Raw genomic sequence first — 26,802 nt, forward strand, 5'->3', positions numbered from 1 at the left:
CACTTTTTGTTCAGCTTGCTCAAGTTGGGATTTGAGTTTATCCAATTCGGCTTGCTGTTGAGAGGCTTGATCTTGTGTGCTTTGATCATTACGAATTTCGTTGTTTGGGGTTGACGATGCTCTATCGCTACTACCACCACCTCCACTACTTCCACATCCGGTTAATGCCAATAAAAGTGCGGTCGCTACTGAGATATTTTTTAGTTTCATTTGGGATTCCTTAAATAATAATGTGATTAAAAAGCCAAAAGAATTATAATTCCGCGCTAATTTGGGTACAATTAACCGACAGTTACACTGAGCTACCGTGTGAAGGTAGTGATTTATGATGAGAGTAAATTATGAAAATAAATGAGAAGATCCGTCAATTGCGTGAACAACATCAATTATCTCAAGAAAATATGGCGGATAAGTTGGGTATGTCAGTAACAGGATATGCCAAAATTGAGCGAGGAGAAGTGCGTTCGACCTTGCAACGTTTAGAACAGATTTCAGAAGTGTTTGAAATGGATATTTGTGAGTTATTTGCTTTTGGTGAAAACGAGAAAATTTATTTTAATAATTCAGTTGTTGAATCGACAAATTCTAACAATTTCTTATTTGCCGTAGGGAATGAGAATTTAGAAAAAGCCATTCAACAATTGCAATTAATGCTGACACACAAAGACGAATTATTGCTACAAAAAGACAAAATTATTCATGGTTTGGAACGTGAGCTTGAGTTGCTTAGAAAATTACAAAATTAAGAAATGGAAACGGGGATAAAACATCCCCATTTTTGACCGCACTTTATTTCCCTTTCACATCAATAATCACGATTTCCGATTGTGATCCTAAACGCATTGGGATGCCCCAAAATCCGTAACCGGAGGTCACTATAAAATAGGGATTGCCGATTTTTTCTAAGCCATAATCAATGCGGTAGGTGAGGGCAGTGATAAGATTTGCCGGAAAAATTTGCCCTTTATGAGTATGGCCGGAAACCTGTAAATCAAAAGGCAAGGTGGAATGGATTTCCACCTCGGAAGGTCGGTGATCGAGGACGATAATCGGTAAATCCGCTTTGGCTTGCTTTAATAAGGTTGCCGTGCTTGGACGGTTTTTTTCGAGATCGTCATTTCGCCCGATTAAAACGATCTCGTCATTAATGGTTGCCACTTGATCCTTTAATAGAATGATGCCGGCTTGGCGGATTTCTTCGGTGATTTCTTCTTGATACCCAAAGAAATCGTGGTTGCCTAGGGTGGCATAAACCCCTAATGGCGCACGAAGTTTCGCTAAATGAGGGCGCATATTTTCCGCTAAATAGGCGGTAACATTATCATCCATAATATCGCCGGGCAGTAAGATGATATCGACTTTTTGTTCGTCCATGATTTGTGCCAGTTTATCTAGGGCTTTTCCGCCAAATAATGATCCGAGATGTAAATCACTTGCCACGCCAATTCTCAAGGGGTTCATTGGTTTATCTAATGTGATGTCATAATGCACGAGGCGTGGAACATAGGCGTTATAAACGCTTAACCCGAGTAATCCTGCCAAGGCAAAAGGATAGGCGAGGCGTAAAGTGCGGTCAATTTTGGCAATGGTTTTTGTTTCTCTGAAAAGAAAATGAATGATCGCTATACCGAAGCTGATAAAAGCGGAAAAAAGTAATAAGGCGAGGATAAAGGCGATAGCTCGTGCCGCCATAAAGAGTTGTAGGATTTGCCCAATCAAGATGGCATTGGGTATGCCAAAGGTGATAAACGCCAGATATTTTTTGCCTCTCGGTGTGAGTTTTCCCTCAAAAAGCCACTGCAAAGTGCGGTTGAAAATGAAGATAAATACTTGCAGAGCGATGATGACGGCGGCAAAGATAAAATAGTAACGGGTTTCCATAAAATTCGCTGCTTTCCTCAATGATTTTAAAAAGGCGAATAATAAATTTCTCTGTTTCCAAAGGCAAATTTTTTCGCTAGAATGCACCCGATTTTTTGACTTGATAAAGGACACATTATGTTTGGAAAAGGCGGTTTGGGCGGCTTGATGAAACAAGCGCAACAAATGCAAGAAAAAATGCAGAAAATGCAGGAAGAAATCGCACAACTTGAAGTGACCGGTGAATCCGGGGCGGGATTAGTGAAAATCACCATTAATGGCGCACACAATTGTCGCCGTATTGATATCGATCCTTCTTTAATGGAAGACGATAAAGAAATGTTAGAAGATTTAATCGCCGCAGCATTCAATGATGCGGTACGCCGTGCGGAAGAATTGCAAAAAGAAAAAATGGCATCGGTCACCGCCGGTATGCCATTACCGCCGGGAATGAAATTTCCTTTTTAATGATTTGGTGCGTGAAGCGGGTTTCACGCACGATGTCCATTTTCCCTTTCATTTATCATTATGCAAAGCAGTCCACTTTTAGAACATCTCATTGAAAATCTTCGTTGTTTGCCGGGCGTGGGGCCAAAATCTGCACAGCGCATGGCCTATCATCTTTTGCAACGTAATCGTAGTGGTGGGATGAATTTGGCTCGAGCGCTGACGGAGGCGATGTCTAAAATCGGGCATTGTTCTCACTGTCGTGATTTTACGGAAGAAGAGGTGTGTAACATTTGCAATAATCCACGTCGTCAAAATTCCGGTTTACTTTGTGTGGTGGAAATGCCGGCAGATATTCAAGCCATTGAGCAAACCGGGCAATTTTCCGGTCGATATTTTGTGTTAATGGGGCATTTATCGCCACTCGATGGCATTGGCCCTCGTGAAATTGGGTTGGATTTATTGCAAAAACGCTTGGTCGAGGAATCCTTTCATGAGGTGATCTTGGCAACCAATCCCACCGTGGAAGGGGAGGCAACAGCAAATTATATTGCGGAAATTTGTCGTCAACACAATATTAAAGTGAGCCGTATCGCCCATGGTATCCCGGTGGGTGGCGAGCTTGAAACCGTTGATGGCACAACCCTCACTCATTCTTTCCTTGGTCGCCGTCAAATCGATTAATCTTTTCTTATGCGTTTATTTATCGCCGAAAAACCCAGTTTAGCGCGTGCTATTGCCGATGTGTTGCCTAAACCACATCAACGTGGTGACGGCTTTATTAAATGTGGCGATAAGGATGTGGTGACTTGGTGTGTGGGGCATTTGCTGGAGCAAGCCGAACCCGATGTTTATGATCCCAAATTTAAACAATGGCGATTAGAACATTTACCCATCATTCCCGAAAAATGGCAACTTTTGCCCCGCAAAGAGGCGAAAAAGCAGCTGGCGGTGGTGGAAAAACTCATTCATCAGGCTGATGAATTAGTCAATGCGGGTGACCCGGATCGAGAAGGGCAGCTTTTGGTGGATGAGGTGTTTAGCTATGCGAAGCTGAGTACAGAAAAGCGTGATAAGATCCAACGCTGTTTAATCAGCGATCTTAATCCCAGTGCGGTGGAAAAAGCCGTTAATAAATTACAGCCGAACCGTAATTTTATTCCGCTTTCCACTTCGGCATTGGCAAGGGCTCGTGCCGATTGGCTTTATGGCATTAATATGACAAGGGCTTATACTATTCGTGGGCGTCAGGCAGGCTATGATGGTGTGCTGTCAGTGGGAAGGGTGCAAACCCCGGTGTTGGGGTTGATTGTCCGCCGAGATTTAGATATCGAACATTTTCAGCCAAAAGATTTTTACGAAGTGCTGGCGTGGGTTAATCCTGAGGGGCAAGTCGAAAAAACAGCGGAAAAATCGACCGCACTTTTCAGTGCCTTATGGCAACCCAGCAAGGCGTGCGAAGATTATCAAGATGAAGATGGGCGTGTGCTTTCTAAAGCCTTAGCGGAAAATGTGGTAAAACGTATTACGTCACAGCCGGCGGAAGTGACAGACTATAAAGATGTGAGAGAGAAAGAAACCGCCCCCCTGCCTTATTCATTATCCGCTTTACAAATTGATGCGGCAAAACGCTTTGGGATGTCGGCACAAGCCGTGTTGGATATTTGTCAGCGATTGTATGAAACCCACCGCTTAATTACTTATCCCCGCTCGGATAATCGTTATTTGCCGGAGGAGCACTTTGCCGAACGTCACCAAGTGCTGAAAGCCATTTCGGTTCATAGTGAAATCTATCAAACCTTGCCAAATGTGGTGGATAGCAACCAAAAAAATCGTTGTTGGAATGATAAAAAAGTGGAGGCCCATCACGCTATTATTCCGACGGTGAAAAGTCGAGCGGTGAATTTAACCCTTGAAGAACGCCATATTTATGATCTCATTGCCCGTCAATATTTAATGCAATTTTGTCCTGATGCGGAATATCGTAAAAGCAAGATCACGCTAAATATTGCCGGTGGCACTTTTATTGCACAGGCTCGAAATTTACAAGTGGCGGGTTGGAAAGCGCTTCTTGGTAAAGAAGATGAAGCAGAAAACCCGGAACCGTTGTTGCCAATTGTGAAGAAAGGGCAGATTTTGTACTGTGAACGGGGAGAAATTTTAAGTAAAAAAACACAGCCACCCAAACCTTTCACTGATGCGACGTTGCTTTCAGCGATGACGGGGATTGCCCGTTTCGTACAGGATAAAGAATTGAAAAAAATTCTACGGGAAACCGATGGATTAGGCACAGAAGCCACTCGGGCTGGGATTATCGAGTTGCTTTTTAAACGAGGGTTTTTAACGAAAAAAGGGCGTCATATTCATAGCACGGAAACCGGGAGAATTTTGATTCAGGCCTTACCGGATATCGCCACCCAACCGGATATGACCGCCCATTGGGAAGCCCAACTTACGGATATTAGCCAAAAGCAAATCACCTATCAGCAATTTATGTATGGGGTGAATCAAATGTTGCCGGATTTAGTGCGCTTTGTTGATTTTAATGCGTTAAGGCAATTAAGTAGAGTAAGTCAAAGGGGAGAGAAAACAGCCAAATCGCCCAAAAGTGCGGTCAAAAAATCGAAAGCTTCTCATCGTGAAAAAGGAATTGATTAAAGTTAATACAATTAAAGAATAAACAAGAAAAAAAACTTGCGAAGAGGACAAAATCTTTATATTATTCGCCCCAGTTTTTTTGCGTAATACGCAATCTAGAGTAGAAAAAATGTATCAAGTTCTTTTATTTATTTATGTGGTTGTAGCAATTGCCTTAATCGGCTTTATCCTTGTTCAACAAGGTAAAGGGGCAAGTGCAGGCGCTTCCTTCGGTGGTGGTGCATCAGGCACTATGTTTGGTTCTGCCGGCGCGGGTAACTTTTTAACACGCACCAGTGCAATTTTAGCAACAGCATTTTTTGTTATCGCTCTTGTGTTGGGAAACTTAAATTCTCACCGTGGTAATGTTGAAAAAGGTGCTTTTGATGATTTATCCCAAACTGCCGAACAGCTTCAACAACAGCAACAGGTTGCACCTGTAGTAGATAATAAAAACAGTGATATCCCACAATAAAATCAAATAGATAAAGATTAATGCTCTGGTGGTGGAATTGGTAGACACGCTATCTTGAGGGGGTAGTGACCACAGGTCGTGCGAGTTCAAGTCTCGCCCAGAGCACCACAACATAAAACCGGCTTTCAAGGCCGGTTTTTTTGTTCTTTTGCTAGTCATTATTAATGAATTTGGTTACAATCCAGCGGTTTTGTTTTTAATCATTTATAGTAGGAGAAATCTATGAACTTCCCCAAAATTGCGGAACAAGTGATAGAAAAGTTGGGCGGTAAAAGTAATATCGCTACAGCTGCACATTGTGCAACACGCTTGCGTATCGTTTTAAACGATGAAAGCAAAGTTGATAAAGAAGGTATTGATAATATTGAAGGCGTAAAAGGGCAGTTTTCTGTTGCCGGGCAATATCAAATTATCTTCGGTTCCGGTACGGTGAATAAAGTTCACGCAGAATTGACCAAACAACTTGGTATCGGTGATGTGAGTAAGGCAGAAGTCGCAGAGGCGGCAGCCGGCAATCAAGGTTTACTACAGCGTTTGGTAAAAGGCTTGGCAGATATTTTTGTCCCGATTATTCCAGCGATTGTGGCAGGCGGTTTGTTGATGGGGATTCATTCCATGCTTACCTCTGTCGGTTTCTTTTGGGAAGGGCATTCCGTTGTTACTAAATATCCCGAAGTTTCTGATTTAGTGGATTTCATCAACACTATTGCGAACGCACCTTTTGTATTTTTACCCGTCCTGCTAGGTTTTTCCGCCACCCGTAAATTTGGGGGAAACCCATTTTTAGGGGCGGCTTTAGGGATGCTTTTAGTTCACCCTGCATTAGCTGATGGTTGGAATTATGCGAAAACTTTAATGGAAGGCAATATTCAATATTGGAATGTCCTTGGGCTTGAAATTGAGAAAGTCGGTTATCAAGGCACCGTGATCCCAACCATTATTTCCGCTTGGGTGCTAGCCACATTGGAAAAGACTTTCCGTAAATTTGTCCCTTCTTATTTAGATAATCTTATCACGCCGTTATGCTCGCTCTTTATTGCCGGTTTCTTGGCATTTACCGTGATCGGGCCGTTTGGTCGTGAGGCGGGTTCACTCATTTCAGCCGGTTTAACGTGGTTATATGACACCCTTGGCTTTGTGGGAGGGGCGATTTTCGGTACATTCTATGCACCGATTGTTATTACCGGTATGCATCAAACCTTTATTGCTGTAGAAACCCAGTTATTAGCCGATGTGGCACACACAGGCGGTACGTTTATTTTCCCAATTGCGGCAATGTCTAATATTGCACAAGGGGCAGCCTGTTTAGGTGTGGCATTAGCATTGAAAGATCCAAAAGTACGTGGCTTGGCGGTGCCTTCTGGAATTTCCGCATTGTTAGGGATTACCGAGCCGGCGATGTTTGGGGTGAATTTACGTTATCGTCAAGCGTTTTTTGCGGCAATGATTGGTTCAGGTTTGGCAAGTGCGTTCATTGCATTCTCCAATGTAAAAGCCATTGCGTTAGGTGCGGCGGGTTTCTTAGGCATACCATCAATCAAGCCGGATAGTTTGGCGATGTATAGCATTGGTATGGCAATTTCCTTTATTGTGGCATTTAGCCTATCTTTTGTGATGGTAAAACGTGCAAACGCAAAAGCTTAATTTCTAACATCTAATAAAAAAGTGCGGTCAATTTTGACCGCACTTTTTGCTGAAAAATTGTTCTTTTTAGTTTTAACGCCAGGCTTAATTTTGTTCCCTTCAAATTAGCGATTTAACGGTTGAAATCTTGTATGAGGCGTTAAAAAAAGTTCCAAATAATAGAGCCTACTGTTTTACCATCTCACAAATCGTACACCGCTATGTTGTAACAATAATTTCATCGGGTCTTCATCGGTAGCGGTGCTTTTTTCTCTCAGTTCGATTAATTTCATCCGTAAATGTGCCAATTCGTGAATCCGTTTGGCAATCTCTTTAATGTGGCGGTCGAGCAGTTTATTCATTTCTTCGGTACGTTGTTCTTGGTGATGTTCAAGGGCGATAAGGGTTTTGATTTCATTGAGGGATAAATCCAAACTGCGGCAATGGCAAATAAAAGAAAGACGTTGAAGATGCTCTTCATTATATTGGCGAAAATTCCCGGCAGTGCGTTGTGGGGGCGGGACTAACCCTTGTTTTTCATAAAAACGAATGGTTTCTACTGTACAATTTAAGGCTTTGGCTAATTGTCCTATTTTCATTATGATCCTTAAAAATAGCTTGACTCTGAAGTGACTTCATATTTTATCATTAACGCCAATTTTTATAACAGGAGACAAACCAATGCAATTAAAAAAAATAGCTGTGGGATTAACCGCATTTTTCACGCTTTCTGTGGCAAATGCGCATAATGTGTGGCTTGAACCGACTTCATTACAAGGCGAATATGTGATGAGATTTGGCCACGAGGAAACGGAATCCTATCCCCAACATAAAATTCAATCCCTACAAGTTTTAAATTCTCAAGGAAAATTAACCGCACTTGATTATACATTTAAAGATGGCGAAGCCTATATTATGCCAAAAGCGAACATCGTATTTATGGCGTTTGATAATGGCGTTTGGTCTAAATTGCCAAGCGGTAAATATGTGGAAAAAAACAAACGCGAAGCACCTTCAGCAGAATTTAGTACTAATCCATTGAAATTGGGAAAGGCGATTTTAAAATGGGATGACCAATCTTTTAAAGTCCATAATGTCGTTTATGAATTGATTCCTCAAGCGAAAGCAGAGGCGGGAAAACCGCTTTCTATTCTTGTTTTACATAATGGTAAGCCACTACAAGGTATCAAGGTAGGTATGGGCGAGGAGGCACCGTTTAATGTCACCAATGAAAAAGGTATTGCAGAATTTACGCCGGTTAAAGGCTATAACAAAGTTTGGGCGGAATTTGAAGAAAAGGTTACGGAAAATCCTGATTATGATCGTCGCTCCATTGAATATATGCTGACTTTTGATACGGAGTAAAACAGGATCGTGATGAAAATGAAGTCTTTTTTCACCGCACTTTTAACGCTATGTTTTACGGCATTTTATTTGCCGAATACTAAGGCCCACGCCCTTTATGTTTTTGCCCAATATGATGGGCAAATTCTTTCGGGTAAATCCTATTATTCCGATATGACACCGGCGGCGGAAACCTATTTAGAGGTGTTTCGTTCCGACGTGAATGAGCCGATTTTAACGGCTAAAACCGATACCCTAGGTGCGTTTAATCTTGCGATAGCAGAGGTGGCAAATACCACCTTGAAAGTGGTGGTGGAAGGAGAAGAGGGACATCGGGTTTCCGTTGTGGCGGATCGCACAACTCCTTCAAAAAATAGTGCCACGGAACTGATGTTATTGCGTGAAGATATTGCCCATTTAAGGGATAAAATTTATCTGCACGATATTTTAGGCGGTATTGGCTATATTATAGGTATTCTCGGGTTACTCGCTTGGTGGCAGGCGAGAAAAATTAAATAAGGTCATCAGTAATGCATTTATCGGAAGGCGTATTACATACCCCAATTTTATTAGCGGGAGCGGCACTTGCCACGATTGGTGTGGCGATGGGGCTTCGCAAGCTAGATTATGAACGTTTACCGCTTGCTGCTTTATTTTCTGCCGCTTTCTTTGTGGCAAGCACCATCCATGTTCCGGTCGGGATTGGCAGTGTGCATTTGATTTTAAACGGTATGGCCGGTTTGTTTCTGGGGTGGGCGGTTTTTCCTGCATTTTTGATTGCTTTATTGCTACAGGTGCTGTTTTTTTCCTTCGGAGGATTTGCCGTGTTGGGCGTGAACCTTTGTATTATGGCGATTCCGGCTATCATCGGGCATTATCTTTTTCGCACCCTGCTACAACCCAAAATGACTTTAAAGCGTAGCCTCTTTACAGGTATCGGCACAGGGATGATTGGCGTTGGTGGTGCGGCAGCCTTAGCATCGCTGTTCTTAATCCTTGATAGTGGAAAAAATTACCTTGATCTTGTTTGGTTATTGCTCATTTCCCATCTTCCTGTCTTTATTTTAGACGGCATAATCAGTGTGGGAGTCATCTCCTTACTTGGCAAAATGTATCCCGATATGTTGAAACCCACAGCTCGGCTTTCTTAATGAAAATTTATTTGCTATTTCAACCGCATTTTCGACTTATTTATCTCTTTATTTGGGGGCTTGTCGTTAGCGGTTTAAAAACGATTTCTTGGCTCAGTGCGTTGAATATCGGTGTGATGTTTGCCTTTATCCTTATGATATTAATCAGGAAAAAGGTTTTTCTTCGTTATTTTAAGCGTTGGCTGAATCTGTTGATTTTTCTCGCTTTAATGTGGGCGACATTAACTTGGCGGATTGGTGAAAATGGTATTGAATGGTATCGTCAAGGTATTCAACTGGCAGAAATTTTAACCTTGAGAATGAATTTGCTGTTATTCTCGCTTTGGCTTTTTTTATGGAATATGAATGAAATAACCTTCATACAGGCACTGGGCAAATTACCCTTGCCTGAAAAACTCGTTCAGTTATTTGTGCTGACGATACGTTATATTGCCCTTCTTGGTGAACTTAGACAAAAAATGGATTGGGCAATGCGTGCCAGGGGGTATCAACCGAAATTTAACTATCGAACCCTTTATGTCACTGCGCAAAGTGTTGCATTATTATTAGTTCATGCTTTGCTGAAAGCAGAAATGTCACAAATTGCCCTGAAATGTCGTGGTTTTCAGTTTGGTAGAAAGAAGGAAAAAAATGCTGACCGTTAATGAACTGACGATTGAACGCAATAACCGTCCTATTATTCAAAACTTAACCTTTCATCTTGAAGGGCAAAAACGGCTGTTTTTAAAGGGGGATATTGGGACCGGGAAAACCACATTATTGCTTGCCTTGCTTGGTTTTGTACCGATTTCAAAAGGTGAGATTCGCTTGTTTGGGAAAGTATGCCAAAAAGAAAAGGATTTTGCCCCTTTTCGGGGAACGGTGGGAATGTGTTTTCAACATGCCGATGATCAGCTTTTCGGCCCGACTGTATTAGACGATGTAACCTTTGGACTTCTAAATCAAAATCACCCTCGTGACTATGCTTATTACCTCGCTGAGCAACAGCTGGAACGCTTGGGCATCGCTCATTTAAAAGATCGCACGGTGCATACTCTTTCCGGTGGGGAAAAAAATTTCACCGCGCTTGCCGGTGTGCTTGCCATGCAACCCAAAATTCTCCTATTAGACGAACCCACTAACGGACTTGATCGAAAAAATATTGAAAAACTGACCGCTCTTTTGCGTGAACTTGAATTGCCGATGCTGATTTCTTCCCATCATCAAGGTTTTATTGAGCGGTTGGGGGATGAGGTGATTTGTTTATGAGGGATTTTTCAAAATCCCTCATTGTTAAGTGCAGTCTATTGTTTTAAATCCAGAAAAAATAGGTCAATCCACTGATAACGGCAATGCAGAGTAAGTTTAGGATAATCCCTACTTTTGCCATATCGGTTTGTTTAATGTGGCCGGTACTAAAGACAATCGCATTTGGCGGTGTGGCAATAGGCAGCATAAAGGCGCTGCTTGCACCACAGGCGATAATGGCTGCCAGAGAAATTGGCGGTAATCCCATAGATTGGGCAACGGAAATTACAATAGGCATAATCAAGGCGGCACTGGCTGTGTTTGAGGTAAATTCCGTGAGGAAAATAATAAAAGTAGTGAGTGTGACACAAAGTACCCAAAGGGGCTTGGTTTGGACAAATTGAACAATACTGTCCGCCATAATTTTACTCGCACCGGAATCCCGCATCACGACACTGAGGGTTAAGCCGCCACCAAATAAAATTAATACACCCCATTCAACCCGTTCTTGAATTTCTTTCCATTTTGCAGCATTAGAAATACAAATTAAAATAACCGCACTTAATGCCACAACAGTATCAAAGTTTTCGATTTTTTTAGGCAAAGCGAGGGCATCGGATAGCCAAGGATTGATTAATGAACCAAAGAGAAGCAATATCGCCATAATAGTGAAAATGATCAAGGTAATGATATTTTTTGAGGTAAAGCGAATTTGTTCAATAGTTGGGGTGAAAGGAACATTAAAATTCGGACGCAGAATAATCCATAAAGAAAATAACATAGAAGGAAGCAAAAGCAGCATAACCGGAAAGCCATAACCCAACCATTCAGTGAAGGTGACGGAAATTTGCGAAGCGAGAATCGCATTTGGTGCGCTACCTACCAAAGTTCCGATTCCACCAATATTAGCGCTAAATGCCATGCCGAGTAGTACAAAGGCATAGAGGCGATAATTATTACCCGCACTAATGCCTTTTAGCATTCCCAAAGTTAATGGCAACATCATCGCAGTTACCGCCGTATTGTTAATCCATATAGAAAGAAAGGTTGTGACGCCAAATAAATAGGTTATAGCCAGTTTTAAATTCCCTTTGGCTAAGCGGATAATATAACCGGCAATAAGTTTATCGAGTTGTTGGATTTGCAACACTGCCGCCATAACAAAACCACCGAAAAACATATAAATAATTGGCGTCGAGAACGGTATGAGTGCTTTCTGTGTATTGATAAGCCCTAAGCCGATTGCCAATATCGGCACGATCAACGAGGTTACGGTAATATCAAAAGCTTCGGTGAGCCATAGAATCCCGATGAAAATGAGTAATGCCAAACCCCGATTTTCAATGGGGGAGAAAGGAAGGTAACGAATCAAAAACAGCATTAAGATAAAATCTAAGGCGAGGATAATGATACTTTTATATTTTGATAAAAGAGAATGACGTGTTTTCATTTGAGTACTCCTTATAGTTTTTTATTAACGATTTTTTAACAAAATTGGCAGAATAGATCAAATAGTTTAAAGATGGAGTACCCAGTGGAGAAAAAATTAGTATTTTATAAAAATTCCATAAAATTTAACCGCACTTTCATAGAATTTTGATTTGTTATAAGTATTTTTTACAGTGTCACTATCACTGCTTACTGGGGTTTTCAAATGAAATTTCCACTTTGTGATCCTCATCAAAGAAACAAATTTTGATTATGCTATGCTTGTTAATAATTTGTTGAATTATTTTTCACCATTTACAAAATGGAGGATTTATGTGTACAACCTGTGGTTGCGGACATCCGGGTCAAGTCCGCATTGGTGAATTACCCCATACGCATTCAGAGCAAGCTCAGGGACAGGGAATGCCGAACTTTTCTCATTCCACCTTTCATTTCAATAATTCCGGCGAAACAGACGATACGCAAAAACGCCTATTAAAAATCGAACAAGATGTGTTGGGAAAAAATAATCAATTGGCGGATCAAAATCGGGTATTTTTTACCAAACAACATATTTTGGCACTAAATTTGGTGTCAAGCCCCGGTTCCGGTAAAACGACATTGTTGGTTTCCACCTTAAACGCACTAAGAAACGACCGCACTTGTTATGTAATTGAAGGGGATCAACAAACGGAAAATGATGCGGATCGTATTCGTGCCACCGGTGTGCCGGCAATTCAAGTGAATACGGGTAAAGGTTGTCATTTAGATGCACAAATGATCGGCGAAGCGATAGTCAAATTACGTCCGCAATCAGACAGTTTGATGTTTATTGAAAATGTGGGTAATTTGGTTTGCCCGTCTGAATTTGACTTGGGTGAAAAAGCAAAAGTGGTAATTTTATCCGTGACGGAAGGGGAAGATAAACCCTTGAAGTATCCGCATATGTTTGCTGCTTCAAGGCTAATGATTTTAAATAAAATTGATTTATTGCCTTATTTGCAATTTGATGTCGCACAATGTATCGCCAATGCAAAACGGGTGAACCCTGAGATTCAAATTATTCAGCTTTCAGCGACAACCGGACAGGGCTTGGATGAATGGCTTGCGTGGTTGGCACAACAAAGTGAATAGAGAGTCAATGATGAAATTTGTCGATGAATTTCGTAATCCTGAGCTTGCCCGAAGTTTAGTGAAACAGCTTGAAAAATTGATGGAAAAATTACCGCACTTTACTGAGCAGAATCCGCTGTATTTAATGGAAGTGTGTGGTGGGCATACCCATACGATTTTTAAATTCGGTCTTGATCGCCTATTGCCGAGAAGTATTGAATTTATTCATGGACCCGGTTGCCCTGTGTGCGTTTTACCCATGGGGCGGATTGATGTGTGTATTGACATCGCTCTCAAACCGAATGTGATTTTTTGTACCTTTGGTGATGCTATGCGGGTAAAAGGGCGGAAAGGATCATTATTGGAAGCAAAGGCAAAAGGGGCGGATGTACGCATTGTGTATTCCCCTTTGGATGCATTAAATATTGCACAAAATAATCCTGATAAAGCGGTGGTGTTTTTTTCTCTTGGTTTTGAAACCACTATGCCAAGTACCGCCATTACTCTTCAACAGGCTAAAAAAATTGGAATAAAAAATTTTTGGATTGTTTGTCAAAATATCACCATTATCCCAACTTTACATAGTTTACTTGCACAGGATCAAGTCAAAATTGACGGTTTTATTGCACCCGGTCATGTGTCGATGGTGATTGGTTGCCAGCCTTATCAAGGTATTGTCGATAAATATCATAAACCCTTTGTCATTACAGGTTTTGAACCCTTGGATATTTTGCAAGCTATCGTGATGCTGGTTCAACAGTTTGTGGATGGGCGGTGCGAAATCGAAAACCAGTATAAGCGGATTGTCGATAATCAGGGCAACCTTTTGGCTCAAAACGCAATGCGGGAGGTTTTTCAGTTAAAAGCCAGTAGCGAATGGCGTGGTTTGGGTGAGATTGAGCAATCCGGCGTAGAACTTACGGCGGATTATAGTCAGTTTGATGCGGAAATTCATTTTCAAAGTCAGGCACAAAAAGTGGCGGATGATCCAAATTCCCGTTGCGGTGAGGTATTAACCGGACGTTGTAAACCTTCTGATTGCCCGCTTTTTGGTACGGCTTGCAATCCCGACAATGCTTATGGTGCACTAATGGTGTCTTCAGAAGGGGCGTGTGCCGCCTATTATCAATATCGTAGAGAATAAAAATGAGCGAATTTATTACCATGGCGCACGGCAATGGCGGTGCAGCGATGCAGCAGTTAATCCAAGATTATTTTGTTGAGGCTTTTGACAATCCAATTTTGTCACAAGGCGAAGATCAAGCCCGTATTCCTTTGGCGGAACTTACACAACAAGGTGAGCATTTATCCTTTAGCACCGACAGTTTTGTGATCGATCCTATTTTTTTTCCGGGGGGAGATATTGGTAAATTGGCGGTTTGCGGCACGGCGAACGATGTTGCCGTATGTGGTGCGATGCCAAAATATCTGTCTTGCGGTTTTATTTTAGAAGAAGGGCTACCTTTGTCTGAGCTAAAACAAATTATTCAATCTATGGCGGAAACCGCCCGACTTGGTGGAATCCAAGTAGTGACGGGCGACACGAAAGTGGTGGCAAAAGGGGCTGTAGATAAAATTTTTATTAATACTAGCGGGCTTGGCGTGATACCAAAGGCGATTGATTGGGGCGTTCATCGAATTCAACCCGGCGATAAAATTATTGTAAGCGGCACCATTGGTGACCATGGGGCAACGATTATTAATTTGCGTGAAAAGTTAGGTATTCAAACCTCACTACAAAGTGATTGTGCTGTGCTTTATCCTTTAATCGAACGTTTGCGTGAAGTGGATGGCGTAAAAGCCGTGCGTGATGCCACCCGTGGCGGTGTGAATGCGGTATTGCACGAATTTGCACAGGCTCAGGGGCTTGGTGTAACGGTTGATGAACAAGCCTTACCGATTCGCCAAGAGGTGCGTGGTATTTGTGAATTATTGGGGTTGGAGGCGTTAAATTTCGCCAATGAGGGAAAACTGGTGATTGTGGCTACGGCAGAAAAAACACCTGAAATTTTGACCGCACTTCGCCCCCATCCTCTTGGTGAAAATGCAGCGGTTATTGGGGAAATGACAACGGATAGAAAAGTGCGCATCCGTGGCGTTTTTGGACAAAGTCGATTATTGGATTTACCGACAAATGAGCCTTTACCAAGAATTTGTTGATTCTTGAGGTAAAGTGCGGGCATTTTTCTAACCATTTATCCCCAAATAAGCGTTTCTTTTTGATTGAAATAGAAGGGAACGCTTATGTTTTATTCAAAGGCAATTTCTTTAATTCTTAGCTCATCACCACTTTGCCGTTGTAAATTTATCCCGCCACATTGGGGGCAGGCATCTTGGTGGCTTTGGATTTCCACAAGGGTTTCACATTGCCAACACCAGGCTTTTGCCGCGATTGGGATAAGGTGTAATTGACATTTTTCAGCACTTGTACCTTGGCAAACGACATCAAAACAAAATTTCAGCGCATCATGTTCGACACAAGAAAGAGAGCCGATTTCCAACCAGACATCGGTCACTTTACGAATATTATGGGTTTTGCATTGCTGCCCCACAATTTCCAGTATATTTTGGCAAAGTGAAAGTTCGTGCATAATGTCTCCAAAATATCAACCGCATTTTGTTTTTCATACAAAGTGCGGTTGATTTTTCCCTCGTTTTTTATTTCACTTGATTAATCAAAAATTGGGTTAATAGGGAAACCGGGCGACCGGTCGCGCCTTTATTTGCACCTTGTAACCAAGCGGTGCCGGCGATATCTAAATGAGCCCAGCGGTATTTTTTCGTGAAATGGGATAAGAAAGCCCCTGCTGTGCTTGCGCCGCCCCAACGTCCCCCAATATTGGCAAGATCGGCGAATGGGGATTTGAGCTGTTCTTGGTATTCTTCACCTAATGGTAAACGCCACGCTTTATCCGTGGTTTGCTGTGCGGCATTGAGTAAATCACTGACAAGAGCTTCATCCTCAGACATTAAACCGCTGTTATGTTGCCCCAATGCGACCACGCAAGCACCGGTGAGGGTTGCCACATCGATCACCAATTCCGGCTCAAAGCGTTCTACATAGGTGAGGGTGTCACACAGGACAAGGCGGCCTTCCGCATCGGTATTGAGCACTTCCACCGTTAAGCCATTCATGGTGGTGAGAATATCACCCGGGCGATAAGCATTGCCATCGGGGAGGTTTTCACAACCGGCAAGTACACCAATCACATTTAGAGGTAAATTCAGTTCAGCGAGCGCTTTCATTGTCCCGAATACCGAAGCCGCACCGCCCATATCATATTTCATTTCATCCATATCTGCGGCAGGTTTTAACGAGATCCCACCGGCATCAAAGGTTAAACCCTTGCCAACAAGAATAATCGGTTTCGTATTTTTATTCGGTGCATTGTTAAAGTGAAGCACTGACATATAAGCGGGGTTTGTCGATCCTCGAGATACTGCAAGATAGGCGTTCATCCCTAACTCTGACATCATTTTTTCATCAATGATTTCAAGGGAAAGTGCGGTGGATTTTTCCGCTAAATTTTTTGCTTTATCCGCAAGATAAGCCGGGTTGCACACATTCGGCGGCATATTGGCAATATCCCGTGCTGCTTTCACACCGCTTGCAACGGCTTGGGCGTGGATGACAGCAAGTGGCGCTTGTTGGCAATCTGTGTTAAAAATGAGGGTTTCTAGTTTGATTGGCTCTGCTTTTTGTGATTTGAATTGATCGAATTGATAGTGGCTATGTTCAATAGTTTCAATAGCGAAGCGAATATTCCAGTAAAGATCTCGGTTTTTCAGTTCAATTTCCGTTAAATAGGAGATGGCTTCACGAATATTGGCATCTTTCAAGGAGTTAAACATTGTTTGAATGAGCTGTTTGTATTGGCGTTCGTTGAGTTCGCCTTTTTTACCGCAACCCATAATTAAAACACGTTTTGCTGCAATGCCATTGAGTTCGCGGAGCAACAAGGTTTGCCCTAATTTACCGGTGAGTTCGCCGGATTTGACCAAACCGTTGAGATAGCATTGTGTCGCTTGATCGGCCTCATTAAAACTTCTTGAAAATTCGTTGTCCTCATAGGCACCGATAATAATACATTCGGTCGCTTGTGAAAGAGCGGTTAATTTTGCTTGATATTTCATTTGATTACCTTTTTTTAACTGTTTAAATTAGCGAAAATAAGGTATCATACGCGGTCAATTTTATCCAGTTTCTCCCTCGATTTTAACGATATAAACAAGACGAAGTAAGATGATTTTAACGCGATATTTAACGAAAGAAGTTTTCAAGAGCCAAGTGGCAATTTTGTTCATTTTGCTGTTGATTTTTTTCTGCCAGCAGCTTGTACGGGTGTTGGGATCGGCGGCAAATGGTAATGTGCCGGCGGATCTGGTTTTCTCTTTGCTGGGACTGGGGATGCCGACTATGGCACAATTAATGTTACCATTGTGCTTGTTCATCGCCATTTTATTGACCTTTGGTCGATTATATGCGGAAAGTGAAATCACCGTGATGCGAGCCTGCGGTATCGGACAGCGTATCCTTGTGCGTGTGGTGTTAATGCTTTCTTTTATCACTGCCGGATTAGCGGCATATAATGCTTTATGGCTTTCCCCTTGGGCGGTTCAAAAGCAAAGTACCCTCGTGGAAGAAGCGAAGGCTAATCCAACGATGGGGGCACTTTCTTCCGGTCAATTTATGTCCACCTCAAATAATAATTTTGTGCTGTTTATCGACAACATTAAAGGGAATGAAATTAACGATGTTTACTTGTTTCAAACCGCCCCTAAAGGGCAGACCAAGCCTTCTGTCGTCACCGCTGAAAAAGGGGCGTTAAAATCCTTACCAAATGGCGATCAGGTGCTAAATTTACAAAACACCCAACGTGTGGAGGGATCGGCGGCGTTACCGGATTTCCGCATTACCCACTTTGATGAATATCAGGCTTATTTAGGTTATCAGGCGACAGAAAGCCAATCCGATGAGGCGGCAACACTTTCTTACGAGGCCTTACTCAAGCAAAATAATCCTGCCGCAAAAGCTGAATTACATTGGCGAATGACATTGATTTTAGCCGTACCATTAATGGCATTAATTGCGGTGCCGTTAAGCAAAGTGAACCCAAGACAAGGGCGTTTTGCAAAAATTCTGCCGGCATTGTTGCTTTATCTTATCTACTTTTTACTACAAAGTTCATTCAAATCAGCCGGTTCAGCGGGAAAATTGGATGCCGCAATTTTAATGCCTCTTGTCAATATTGCATTCTTATTGCTTGGCATTGTATTGAATTGTTGGGATAGTGCAGGGATGTATAAGCTCCGCCATCTCTTGAGCAGAAAAGGGTAAAAATGATGATGAATACCTTAGACCGTTATATCGGTAAAAGCATTTTAGGGGCGATTTTTGCCACATTACTTACCCTTGTCGGCTTATCTGCGATCATTAAATTTGTCGAGCAATTCCGCAGTGTAGGGAAAGGCACTTATGATGTGTTGCAGGCGGTGGGTTTTACTGTTTTAACTATACCAAAAGATGTAGAAACCTTTTTCCCTATGGCTGCGTTATTAGGGGCGTTGATTGCCTTGGGTAATTTGGCGAGCCGCAGTGAATTGGTGGTGATGCAATCTGCGGGTTTTTCCCGTTTTAAAATCGGATTGGCGGTGATGAAGACCGCTTTGCCTTTGGTGATTTTAACGATGGTGATGGGAGAATGGGGCATTCCGCAAACGGAGCAATTTGCTCGTGATATGCGAACTCGAGCTATTTCCGGTGGTTCAATGCTTTCCGTAAAAAACGGTGTTTGGGCGAAAGATGGGAATCATTTTATTTATGTGCGTCAAGTCTCGGAGAATACGACATTAAACGATGTGTATATTTATACTTTTGACGACAAGCGAACCCTTACACAATTAAAGCATGCGAATCAAGCAACCTATTTAGCAGAAGACAATAAGTGGCAATTGCGTCAAGTGAGCGACTCAAAAATTCAAAAGGAAGAGATTAGTACCACAAACCGTTTAACGGAATCTTGGGAAACAAATTTAACGCCGGATAAATTAGGGGCTGTTTCTTTTCGACCAACTTCCTTATCGATCAGTGGGTTATATGAATATATCGCCTTTTTAAAAGAAACAGGGCAAGATGTTCGCCGTTTTGAGCTGACCTTTTGGCGTAAAATATTCCAACCGCTGTCTGTGGGGGTAATGATGATGTTGGCGCTATCGTTTATCTTTGGCTCCTTGCGCAGTGTGACAGCAGGGGCGAGAATTGTAACGGGAATCTGTTTCGGTTTTCTCTTTTATGTGGTGAACGAAATTTTCGGGCAAATGAGCGTGGTTTATAATATGCCGGCAATCGTGGGGGCACTCATTCCAAGTTTATTATTCATTACCATTATTTGGTGGTTGCTGAGCCGAAAACGGGATTAGATTTTATCAATGTATTAATAAAGTGCGGTCGATTTCAAATGCGTTTTAAAACATCAATGAAATCGACCGCACTTTGTTTTTATATGAAATTGAAAGGATTAATCTTCTTTAAATTCCATCATCATTTCTTGGGCTTTGCGAACCATTTCTTCCGAACCCACAAACAAAGGCACCCGTTCGTGCAATTCTTTAGGTTCAATATCTAAAATTCGGTGATAACCGTCAGTGGCTAATCCCCCGGCTTGTTCAGCCAAAAATGCCATAGGGTTGCCTTCATAAAGTAGACGTAATTTCCCGTTTGGATAGTTGGTTGCGCTCGGATAAATATAGATCCCACCTTTTAATAAATTGCGGTGAAAATCTGCCACAAGCGAGCCAATATAGCGTGAGGCATAAGGGCGTTGGGTGGCTTTATCTTCCTCTTGGCAATATTTAATGTATTTCTTCACCCCTTGTGGGAATTTGAGATATTGCCCCTCATTAATGGAATAAATTCGCCCTGTTTTCGGCATTTTCATATTTTCATGGGAAAGGCAAAATGTGCCGATTGAAGGATCGTAGGTAAATCCGTTCACCCCGTTTCCGGTGGTATAAACCAACATAGTGGATGAACCATAGACAATATAGCCGGCTGCTACTTGCTTGTTGCCGGGTTGAAGGAAATCTTCCATCGTCACCGGGGTACCAATGGGTGAAATACGGCGATAAATAGAGAAAATAGTTCCTACGGAAACATTGACATCAATATTAGAAGAGCCATCAAGCGGGTCGGTTAAAATCACGTATTTTGCATTGCGACCCCGTTCCGTATCAAAGGCAATAAAACTTTCTTCTTCTTCGGAAGCAAATCCCGCCACTTCTTCATGGGCCATTAATGTGGCTTTCATCGTGTTATGGGCAAACAGATCGAGTTTCATTTGGCTTTCGCCCTGTACGTTTTCCACACCGGACAGCCCGAGAATATTGACTAATCCTGCTTTGTTAATGTCTCGGTGAATGATTTTGGCGAGTAATCGAATTGATGACAAAATCCCGCTTAATTCCCCTTTCGCATTCGGATATTCAGCTTGGCGTTCCACAATAAATTCACTTAAGGTTTTCATACTATTTCCTTTCAGGTTGAGATTGCGGAGATTATATGCCATTTGACATTTTCCCAAAAAAGCCAAATTTCAATAATGAGATCTCGATCACAAAGATTTTATGTTTATAAAACAAGCGATTAGCAAATCCTTTCGCTGAGATGTTTTTCCAAATGAATATCCACAATATCCACTAAATGCTTGAGGAAGGATATGTCCTGCCCAGGGTGAAATCGTTGTGTATCACGGGAGCGGAAGAGCAAAAGTGCGGTGGGTTTATGGGTATTTTTTGTGCCCAGTAAACAGCAAGCGATAGAGCCAATAGGAAATTCTTCCGGCAAAAAGAGTAGGGATTTTTCTTTACCGCTTAATTCACCTAAATAGAATTGACGCAAGCCCAAACGCTCTAGCCGAATAATTTCAAAGGCGTTGCGATCAATCCAAAAAGAGGAGGGGTGAGTTGCCGTTTTTTTCCAACTATCGGTAAAAAGAAGAAGTTTAGCGCCCTCCAATTCATAAGATTTCGCCCATTGATCTAATTTCTTTTCTACTGAAAACAAATCTTGAGCTTGAAATAATTTCTTTTGGAGTGGGATTAAGGCGAAGAAAATGTCCGCTTCTTGGCGGCCTAATTGGTGAAATTTTTCAAGTTGTGCGGTTAGGCTGGTAATCTCTTGACGATATTGGGCGAGTTGGGCTTCAATGAGTGAAACCGTCCCTTTTGTTGAATGATGAAAAGTCAGTTTTTTTAAGAGTAAAGGGTGGTTGTTAAAGAAATCGGGATGGGTTTCAAGATAATCAATAATAGCTTGTTCGTTCATAATTTATGGATAAAACAGCAGAAAAAAAGACCGCACTTTCAAAAGTGCGGTCGGAAAATTGAAAATATTTAAGCACCGAACGGATCACGTAAAATCATAGTTTCCACACGGTCAGGTCCTGTTGAGAGAATATCAACGGGCACGCCGGTCACTTCTTCGATACGTTTGATGTAGTTTAGGCAGTTTTGCGGCAATTTATTGACATCAGTCACACGGAAAGTGTCTTCTTTCCAGCCCGGTAAAGTTTCATAAATCGGTTCAACTCCTTCCCAATCTTTGGCGGCAAGCGGGGCATATTCCACAATCTCGCCATTTGGCATTTTATATGCCACGCAGATTTTGACTTCATCAAAGCCATCTAATACATCCAGTTTTGTCATACAGAAACCGGAAATCGAATTGAGTTGGATAGCACGGCGAATAGCAACGGCATCAAACCAACCACAACGGCGGGCACGACCGGTTACCGCACCAAATTCATTCCCCTTACGGGCAATCTTTGCACCGATCTCATCAAATAATTCGGTAGTGAATGGCCCTCCGCCCACACGGGTACAGTAGGCTTTAATGATACCCAACACATAATCAAGATGACGAGGACCGAAACCTGAGCCGGTTGCAACGCCCCCTGCGGTAGTGTTTGAACTGGTGACGTACGGATAAGTACCATGGTCGATATCTAACATCGTCCCTTGTGCGCCTTCAAAGAGAATGTTATCGCCATTTTTACGGGCGGTGTCTAAAATTGTGGTGATATCTGCCACCATACCGGTGATAATATCGGCTACCGCCATCACCTCATCTAAGGTTTTTTGATAATCAACGGCATCCACTTTATAGTAGTTGACTAATTGGAAATTATAGTAATCAAGGATATTTTTCAGTTTTTCCGCAAAGGCTGCTTTGTCGAAGAGATCGCCAACTCGCAAACCACGTCGTGCCACTTTATCTTCATAAGCCGGACCAATACCACGACCGGTCGTACCAATGGCTTTTTTACCTAACGCTGCTTCACGTGCATGATCCATCGCCACGTGATAAGGGAGAATTAAAGGGCAAGCTTCGGAGATTAATAAACGCTCACGGACATTAATACCACGGCTTTCAAGTTCGCCCATTTCTTGCATTAATGCGGCAGGTGAAAGGACAACACCATTACCGATAAGACAAGTCACATCCTGGCGTAAAATACCGGATGGAATCAAACGCAATACGGTTTTTTCACCATTAATAATGAGTGTGTGTCCGGCGTTATGACCGCCCTGATAGCGCACAACATAGTTGACGCGATCCGTTAATAAGTCAACAATTTTACCCTTACCTTCATCGCCCCATTGAGCACCCAGGATAACGACACTTTTTCCCATAATTTCCACCTTTTAAATTTGGATTGATAAAATGAATAACCAAGCATTGGTATTTTTGATTATTCTAAAAAATTAAATTCTGCATTTTAGTCGTGAGATCATAGCGACTTAGAACGAATCACGGCTCGCTATATTAAACTATTCTGCCATGACTTTCTACCTTTGATACGCCCTCAATTTTAAGATAAATCAATGGTTTTTTGCTTCCGAAGAAACAAAAAGCGACATAATCCGAGTAATAAACCGATTCCTGCCCCTATACCGTGCCAGCTATTTCGCCCTGTTGCTTCAGGGGGTTGTGGTGTTTTGGTGAAATGATAGGCTGTAAATTGCTCATCTAACGGACTAACGGATTTCATCATATTTAATTTTCCTTGCCAATCTTGACGTTCTACCGCACCACCATAAGGAATATAACCTAAATTGAGTTCTGTTGCGGTTTTCACTTGGGTAAATAAATTTTTCCACTGAAGAATAAGATCATCGTACATCACTTTTCTTGTGAGGGTATTATTGTTCTCAAGAAGTGACGAAAGTAACGCTTGTGCCCCTTCCGATTCATTAAGTATGAGGGTAATTTTTCCTGTGTTATCGTTTAGCGGTTGGAAATGGGTATTTTTGATTAAATCGTTCAATAGTTCAGCGTTGCTTGTAGGGCTTTCACCGATTTTTTGCTTGTAATAAGGGGTATTTTCCCAAAACTGTTTGAGGTTGTTATAAGAAACCAATTGCTCAGTAAAATTTTGATAGATCCATTCCGGTACTTTATTTTCTGCATTATCTTTTCCCTTTATCAGGTGGTACATCGAGAAGAGTGAATAATAATTCCCTAACTCGCTGAGTCTAGGGTGAGTGATTTCTGCCTCTATTTTCCATTTGGGGTTTAGCCAATAACTTGATGCGTAACCTATCCCCGCACAAAGTGCGGTCGAAATGATGACAGTTTTTAATTTTTGTAAGAATGACATACAAATTTCCTGTTGATATCTGTTAGCGATAATAAAATCGAAATCACTTTTGAGATGGCTCAAAAAGCGATTTCGATTTATAGATTTAATGAAAATGGAGGAATATTATTCAAAGAGCGATTTATGTAGCGAACGCACGACCTCATCAGCATATTCGCTTTGTACCAACATACAAATATTATTGGTGCTAGCGCCATAGCTAATCATACGAACACTGTAAGGTTCCAGCGTGTCAAAAATACGTTTTGCTACCCCTGCGGCAATGTGTAAATCGTTGCCGATGAGCGCCACTAAAGCCAACCCGGTATCCACTTTCACCGTGCAATATTCTCTTAACGCTTCTAATAATTCACCGGAAAGTAATTCCGTACCGGATGAGGTTGAACCGGTTTTATCTAAGGTTAAAGCAACACTAATTTCCGATGTGGTAATGGTATCCACGGAAATTTTGTGTTTCGCTAAAATACTGAATACATTGGCTAAAAAGCCTTGTGCGTGAAGCATACTCAGGCTTGAAAGAGTTAATAGGGTTTGATCACGGCGTAATGCAATGGCTCGGAAAGTCGGGCGGGGCTGAGGGTCGCGTGTTACCCAAGTGCCGCCATCTTGTGGCGCTTTGCTTGAACCCACATAAACCGGAATATTGCTACGAACAGCAGGGAGCAACGTGGCTGGGTGAAGCACTTTAGCGCCGAAGGTCGCCATTTCAGCGGCTTCCGCAAAACTCATGGTATCAATACGTTGTGCGGTTGGCACAATTCGAGGATCGGTGGTATAAATGCCGGCAACATCTGTCCAAATTAATACATCTTTTGCATTAAGCACTTCAGCTAATAAGGCGGCGGAATAGTCGCTACCACCACGCCCTAGAGTCGTTGTTTTACCACTGGGCTCACGACCGATAAAACCTTGCGTAATGATTAATTCGCCACGGTCGATTAACGGTTTTAAAACACGGTCACTATTGGCTTGGGTTTGTTCATCATTTGGTACTGCCTTACCAAAATGATTATTGGTCGCTACGATGTCTCGCACGTCAAGCCAAGTGGCAGTGGTATTTTGTTCACGTAGGATTTCAATAAAAATTTGCGTAGACATCATTTCGCCATGGCTGATGAGTTCATCAGTCAAAGCTGCGGATGTAGCAAGACTTGCCGCTTCGGAAAGATATTCAATATTCTCAATGTATTTTTCAATAATCGGACGCACACGGCTGTCATCTTTGAGCTCGTTCAAAATATTTTCTTGAATTGACCGCACTTCGCCCACCAATTTTCTGCGTTCTTCCGCTTCCACACCGTTTGCGAGGGCAACCAAAAGGTTGGTGACACCGGCAGAGGCAGAGAGCACCACAACGCGGGTATTGGGATCGGCAATAATAATTTTTGCGCAAGCTGCCATTGCAGCGTGATTCGCCACAGAAGTACCACCAAATTTGGCGACAGATAAATGAGACATCATGTAATTCTCCCTGTAAATAAAAATATTAAAGATTGTGTTTGCATGGCTATAGAAATAACGATTTCACCAAAAATTGTCAAACAAAAATAGCTAAAAAATTGTGCTAATTCAAAAAAATTTAATAGGCTACTAAGAGATAAATAGAGGGGAGGTTAAAGTGCAAAAAATAAACAATCAAAATGTTTGCCCCAAGATGATCTAAATCCATAAACATTATAAAAAGATAATGTATTCGCTAAGCATTAGCTTTCGTTTGAAGTCCTAAACACGCTAATTAAATTAATGAGAACGGTTTTCTGTTGAGCAGTTAACTTTGTAATCATACTCATTAAAGCTTCATCAAGTGGATCTGTTAATGTTTCCTGTCCGCCATATCTTAACCACTTTGGTTCAACCTTCAACCAAACTCCCAATGTTTCAATTTTATCTAGTGAGGGTATCGCTAACCCGTTCAACCACTTATGTACTGCCTGTTGAGTGACGGATTCATTTGGGTGCTGAAGATTAAACTTAGTAGCAATTTCACTCGTTTTTAAATGCGATAAACCTGCTGCGGAGAGCGCTAAATGGAGTCTGGCGGCAAATTTTTGTTTTTCTGTTTGAATTTTCATAAGTAGATTATGAAATAATTCAAAAAATGGTTGTAAACTTGTATGGTTTTTATATAAACTATTTTGGTTTATTTTGTTTAGGAGTTATCTATGTATCAGGTTGATCAACCACAAGATCGTATTTCCACGCTTAACTTAGTATTACTCAGCTTTGTGACTTGTGGAATCTATTCAATCATCTATCTATGGCGAATGATTCCGTCACTTATCCAATATACCCAAAAATCCTTTAAATATAGGGATTTTTTACTTGCGATTACAATTTGTTTAGGGGTGAGCATATTAATGACGAGTTTTTCTTATGAAATGGCAATGACGTTTGTCAATGATTATCTTGAGGGAATTGATAGTGAGTCGGATTTTTCTGAGTATATGCTCGGCGTTCAAGTATTTGATTTATTAGCATCTTTTCTTGCTCTTGCAAGCGGCATACTTTATATCATTTTATCCTTTAAATTACGCACTTTTATTGAAGAATATGCGAAGGAGAAACAAATTAATTTATCTAAAAATAAGGTTATGACTTTTTTCTTCAGCATTTTTTATATTAATTATCTTATCAATCAAACTTTAACCTTAGAAGAAAACCAAAAAACGGGAGCTTAATTATGACTACTGAAAATAAAAAAATCTTTAGCCCAAAAATTATTATTGGTTCTATTATGAGTTTTATTGCCACAGTTTTAGGAATTGTAGCAGTATTTTTTCCTGATTTATTGAATTTACAAAAAAATAGAATAAAGGAGTATTCCGTATTTATATATGAT

The 26,802-nt window shown here is 41.6% G+C and carries 28 protein-coding genes, 1 tRNA gene and 1 pseudogene; 18 read left to right on the forward strand and 12 right to left on the reverse strand.

Features of this window, described 5'->3' with window-relative positions; all coding sequences use genetic code 11:
• Positions 1-210: pseudogene (locus BKK52_RS09165) on the reverse strand (Slam-dependent surface lipoprotein); the annotation flags it as partial.
• A gap of 131 nt (positions 211-341) precedes the next feature.
• On the opposite strand from BKK52_RS09165, the gene BKK52_RS09170 reads away from it, so the two are divergent.
• Positions 342-746, forward strand: a complete 405-nt coding sequence (locus BKK52_RS09170; RefSeq protein WP_077417968.1) for a helix-turn-helix domain-containing protein — start codon at positions 342-344, stop codon at positions 744-746.
• Between the two features lie 43 nt (positions 747-789).
• Here the strand turns inward: BKK52_RS09170 and BKK52_RS09175 are convergent, their stop codons facing one another.
• Positions 790-1,881, reverse strand: coding sequence for a metallophosphoesterase (locus BKK52_RS09175; protein ID WP_077421514.1), 1,092 nt, complete (start codon positions 1,879-1,881; stop codon positions 790-792).
• A gap of 117 nt (positions 1,882-1,998) precedes the next feature.
• On the opposite strand from BKK52_RS09175, the gene BKK52_RS09180 reads away from it, so the two are divergent.
• From BKK52_RS09180 to BKK52_RS09205, 6 genes are all read left to right on the forward strand, one after another.
• Positions 1,999-2,328, forward strand: a complete 330-nt coding sequence (locus BKK52_RS09180) for a YbaB/EbfC family nucleoid-associated protein (RefSeq protein WP_005629464.1) — start codon at positions 1,999-2,001, stop codon at positions 2,326-2,328.
• A gap of 60 nt (positions 2,329-2,388) precedes the next feature.
• Positions 2,389-2,991 carry a recombination mediator RecR gene (gene recR / locus BKK52_RS09185; protein WP_077417963.1) on the forward strand — a complete coding sequence of 201 codons (603 nt, stop codon included), beginning with the start codon at positions 2,389-2,391 and terminating at the stop codon, positions 2,989-2,991.
• Between the two features lie 9 nt (positions 2,992-3,000).
• Positions 3,001-4,965 (forward strand): DNA topoisomerase III, encoded by a 1,965-nt coding sequence (locus BKK52_RS09190; protein ID WP_077478553.1) that lies wholly within the window; start codon positions 3,001-3,003, stop codon positions 4,963-4,965.
• A gap of 109 nt (positions 4,966-5,074) precedes the next feature.
• Positions 5,075-5,419, forward strand: a complete 345-nt coding sequence (gene secG / locus BKK52_RS09195) for a preprotein translocase subunit SecG (RefSeq protein WP_077473848.1) — start codon at positions 5,075-5,077, stop codon at positions 5,417-5,419.
• Between the two features lie 22 nt (positions 5,420-5,441).
• Positions 5,442-5,527 (forward strand) — tRNA-Leu (locus tag BKK52_RS09200).
• A gap of 114 nt (positions 5,528-5,641) precedes the next feature.
• A complete protein-coding gene (locus tag BKK52_RS09205) occupies positions 5,642-7,063 on the forward strand; it encodes a sucrose-specific PTS transporter subunit IIBC (RefSeq protein ID WP_077419991.1) in 1,422 nt (473 codons plus the stop codon).
• Positions 7,064-7,236: 173 nt separating this feature from the next.
• On the opposite strand, the gene BKK52_RS09210 is transcribed toward BKK52_RS09205, so the two are convergent.
• Positions 7,237-7,641, reverse strand: coding sequence for a Cd(II)/Pb(II)-responsive transcriptional regulator (locus BKK52_RS09210; RefSeq protein ID WP_077419992.1), 405 nt, complete (start codon positions 7,639-7,641; stop codon positions 7,237-7,239).
• Positions 7,642-7,723: 82 nt separating this feature from the next.
• On the opposite strand from BKK52_RS09210, the gene BKK52_RS09215 reads away from it, so the two are divergent.
• Genes BKK52_RS09215 through BKK52_RS09235 form a run of 5 tightly spaced genes read left to right on the forward strand, consistent with a single transcriptional unit; the run spans position 7,724 to position 10,785 of the window.
• Positions 7,724-8,407 carry a DUF4198 domain-containing protein gene (locus BKK52_RS09215; protein ID WP_077419993.1) on the forward strand — a complete coding sequence of 228 codons (684 nt, stop codon included), beginning with the start codon at positions 7,724-7,726 and terminating at the stop codon, positions 8,405-8,407.
• A 12-nt stretch (positions 8,408-8,419) separates the two neighbouring features.
• On the forward strand, positions 8,420-8,905 hold the full coding sequence (locus BKK52_RS09220; protein WP_077419994.1) for a hypothetical protein: 486 nt from the start codon (positions 8,420-8,422) through the stop codon (positions 8,903-8,905).
• 11 nt (positions 8,906-8,916) lie between these two features.
• Positions 8,917-9,537, forward strand: a complete 621-nt coding sequence (gene cbiM / locus BKK52_RS09225; protein ID WP_077474161.1) for a cobalt transporter CbiM — start codon at positions 8,917-8,919, stop codon at positions 9,535-9,537.
• A complete protein-coding gene (locus BKK52_RS09230; RefSeq protein WP_077419996.1) occupies positions 9,537-10,181 on the forward strand; it encodes an energy-coupling factor transporter transmembrane component T family protein in 645 nt (214 codons plus the stop codon). The genes cbiM and BKK52_RS09230 overlap by 1 nt, the downstream gene beginning before the upstream one ends.
• A complete protein-coding gene (locus BKK52_RS09235; protein ID WP_077478554.1) occupies positions 10,168-10,785 on the forward strand; it encodes an energy-coupling factor ABC transporter ATP-binding protein in 618 nt (205 codons plus the stop codon). The genes BKK52_RS09230 and BKK52_RS09235 overlap by 14 nt, the downstream gene beginning before the upstream one ends.
• Positions 10,786-10,828: 43 nt before the next feature.
• On the opposite strand, the gene BKK52_RS09240 is transcribed toward BKK52_RS09235, so the two are convergent.
• Positions 10,829-12,214: an SLC13 family permease gene (locus BKK52_RS09240; protein WP_077478555.1), complete on the reverse strand. Its 1,386-nt coding sequence runs from the start codon at positions 12,212-12,214 to the stop codon at positions 10,829-10,831.
• Between the two features lie 311 nt (positions 12,215-12,525).
• Here BKK52_RS09240 and hypB point away from each other — a divergent pair, with 311 nt between their 5' ends.
• From hypB to hypE, 3 genes are read left to right on the forward strand one after another with little or no spacing between them, the layout of a single operon-like run.
• Complete coding sequence (gene hypB, locus BKK52_RS09245) at positions 12,526-13,326, forward strand: hydrogenase nickel incorporation protein HypB (RefSeq protein ID WP_077474163.1); 801 nt, start codon at positions 12,526-12,528, stop codon at positions 13,324-13,326.
• 10 nt (positions 13,327-13,336) lie between these two features.
• Positions 13,337-14,449 (forward strand): hydrogenase formation protein HypD, encoded by a 1,113-nt coding sequence (hypD, locus tag BKK52_RS09250; protein WP_077420007.1) that lies wholly within the window; start codon positions 13,337-13,339, stop codon positions 14,447-14,449.
• Positions 14,450-14,451: 2 nt separating this feature from the next.
• Complete coding sequence (gene hypE, locus BKK52_RS09255; RefSeq protein WP_077420000.1) at positions 14,452-15,465, forward strand: hydrogenase expression/formation protein HypE; 1,014 nt, start codon at positions 14,452-14,454, stop codon at positions 15,463-15,465.
• A gap of 89 nt (positions 15,466-15,554) precedes the next feature.
• On the opposite strand, the gene hypA is transcribed toward hypE, so the two are convergent.
• Together hypA and BKK52_RS09265 are read right to left on the reverse strand one after the other, a co-directional pair.
• The gene (hypA, locus tag BKK52_RS09260) at positions 15,555-15,896 is read right to left on the reverse strand and encodes a hydrogenase maturation nickel metallochaperone HypA (RefSeq protein ID WP_077478556.1); all 342 of its coding nucleotides are present in this window, start codon (positions 15,894-15,896) and stop codon (positions 15,555-15,557) included.
• A gap of 67 nt (positions 15,897-15,963) precedes the next feature.
• Positions 15,964-17,439: a leucyl aminopeptidase gene (locus tag BKK52_RS09265; protein ID WP_077478557.1), complete on the reverse strand. Its 1,476-nt coding sequence runs from the start codon at positions 17,437-17,439 to the stop codon at positions 15,964-15,966.
• A 109-nt stretch (positions 17,440-17,548) separates the two neighbouring features.
• Between BKK52_RS09265 and lptF the strand changes: the two genes are divergently transcribed.
• Together lptF and lptG are read left to right on the forward strand one after the other, a co-directional pair.
• Positions 17,549-18,643, forward strand: coding sequence for an LPS export ABC transporter permease LptF (gene lptF / locus BKK52_RS09270; RefSeq protein ID WP_077478558.1), 1,095 nt, complete (start codon positions 17,549-17,551; stop codon positions 18,641-18,643).
• Between the two features lie 5 nt (positions 18,644-18,648).
• A complete protein-coding gene (gene lptG, locus BKK52_RS09275; protein ID WP_077478560.1) occupies positions 18,649-19,725 on the forward strand; it encodes an LPS export ABC transporter permease LptG in 1,077 nt (358 codons plus the stop codon).
• A gap of 98 nt (positions 19,726-19,823) precedes the next feature.
• On the opposite strand, the gene fbp is transcribed toward lptG, so the two are convergent.
• From fbp to BKK52_RS09305, 6 genes are all read right to left on the reverse strand, one after another.
• Positions 19,824-20,828, reverse strand: coding sequence for a class 1 fructose-bisphosphatase (gene fbp, locus BKK52_RS09280; RefSeq protein WP_077478559.1), 1,005 nt, complete (start codon positions 20,826-20,828; stop codon positions 19,824-19,826).
• Between the two features lie 119 nt (positions 20,829-20,947).
• Positions 20,948-21,628, reverse strand: a complete 681-nt coding sequence (locus BKK52_RS09285) for a DUF484 family protein (RefSeq protein WP_077474167.1) — start codon at positions 21,626-21,628, stop codon at positions 20,948-20,950.
• Between the two features lie 68 nt (positions 21,629-21,696).
• The gene (gene purA, locus BKK52_RS09290; RefSeq protein ID WP_077415297.1) at positions 21,697-22,995 is read right to left on the reverse strand and encodes an adenylosuccinate synthase; all 1,299 of its coding nucleotides are present in this window, start codon (positions 22,993-22,995) and stop codon (positions 21,697-21,699) included.
• A 179-nt stretch (positions 22,996-23,174) separates the two neighbouring features.
• Positions 23,175-23,963 (reverse strand): hypothetical protein, encoded by a 789-nt coding sequence (locus tag BKK52_RS09295; RefSeq protein ID WP_077415299.1) that lies wholly within the window; start codon positions 23,961-23,963, stop codon positions 23,175-23,177.
• A gap of 105 nt (positions 23,964-24,068) precedes the next feature.
• Positions 24,069-25,421, reverse strand: a complete 1,353-nt coding sequence (gene lysC / locus BKK52_RS09300) for a lysine-sensitive aspartokinase 3 (RefSeq protein WP_077420009.1) — start codon at positions 25,419-25,421, stop codon at positions 24,069-24,071.
• 245 nt (positions 25,422-25,666) lie between these two features.
• The gene (locus BKK52_RS09305; protein WP_077415301.1) at positions 25,667-26,035 is read right to left on the reverse strand and encodes a transcriptional regulator; all 369 of its coding nucleotides are present in this window, start codon (positions 26,033-26,035) and stop codon (positions 25,667-25,669) included.
• 90 nt (positions 26,036-26,125) lie between these two features.
• On the opposite strand from BKK52_RS09305, the gene BKK52_RS09310 reads away from it, so the two are divergent.
• Positions 26,126-26,641, forward strand: coding sequence for a DUF4234 domain-containing protein (locus tag BKK52_RS09310; protein WP_077420005.1), 516 nt, complete (start codon positions 26,126-26,128; stop codon positions 26,639-26,641).
• The last annotated feature ends 161 nt before the right edge of the window (positions 26,642-26,802 follow it).

It is taken from the genome of Rodentibacter trehalosifermentans (assembly GCF_002000545.1).
Lineage (GTDB): Bacteria > Pseudomonadota > Gammaproteobacteria > Enterobacterales > Pasteurellaceae > Rodentibacter > Rodentibacter trehalosifermentans.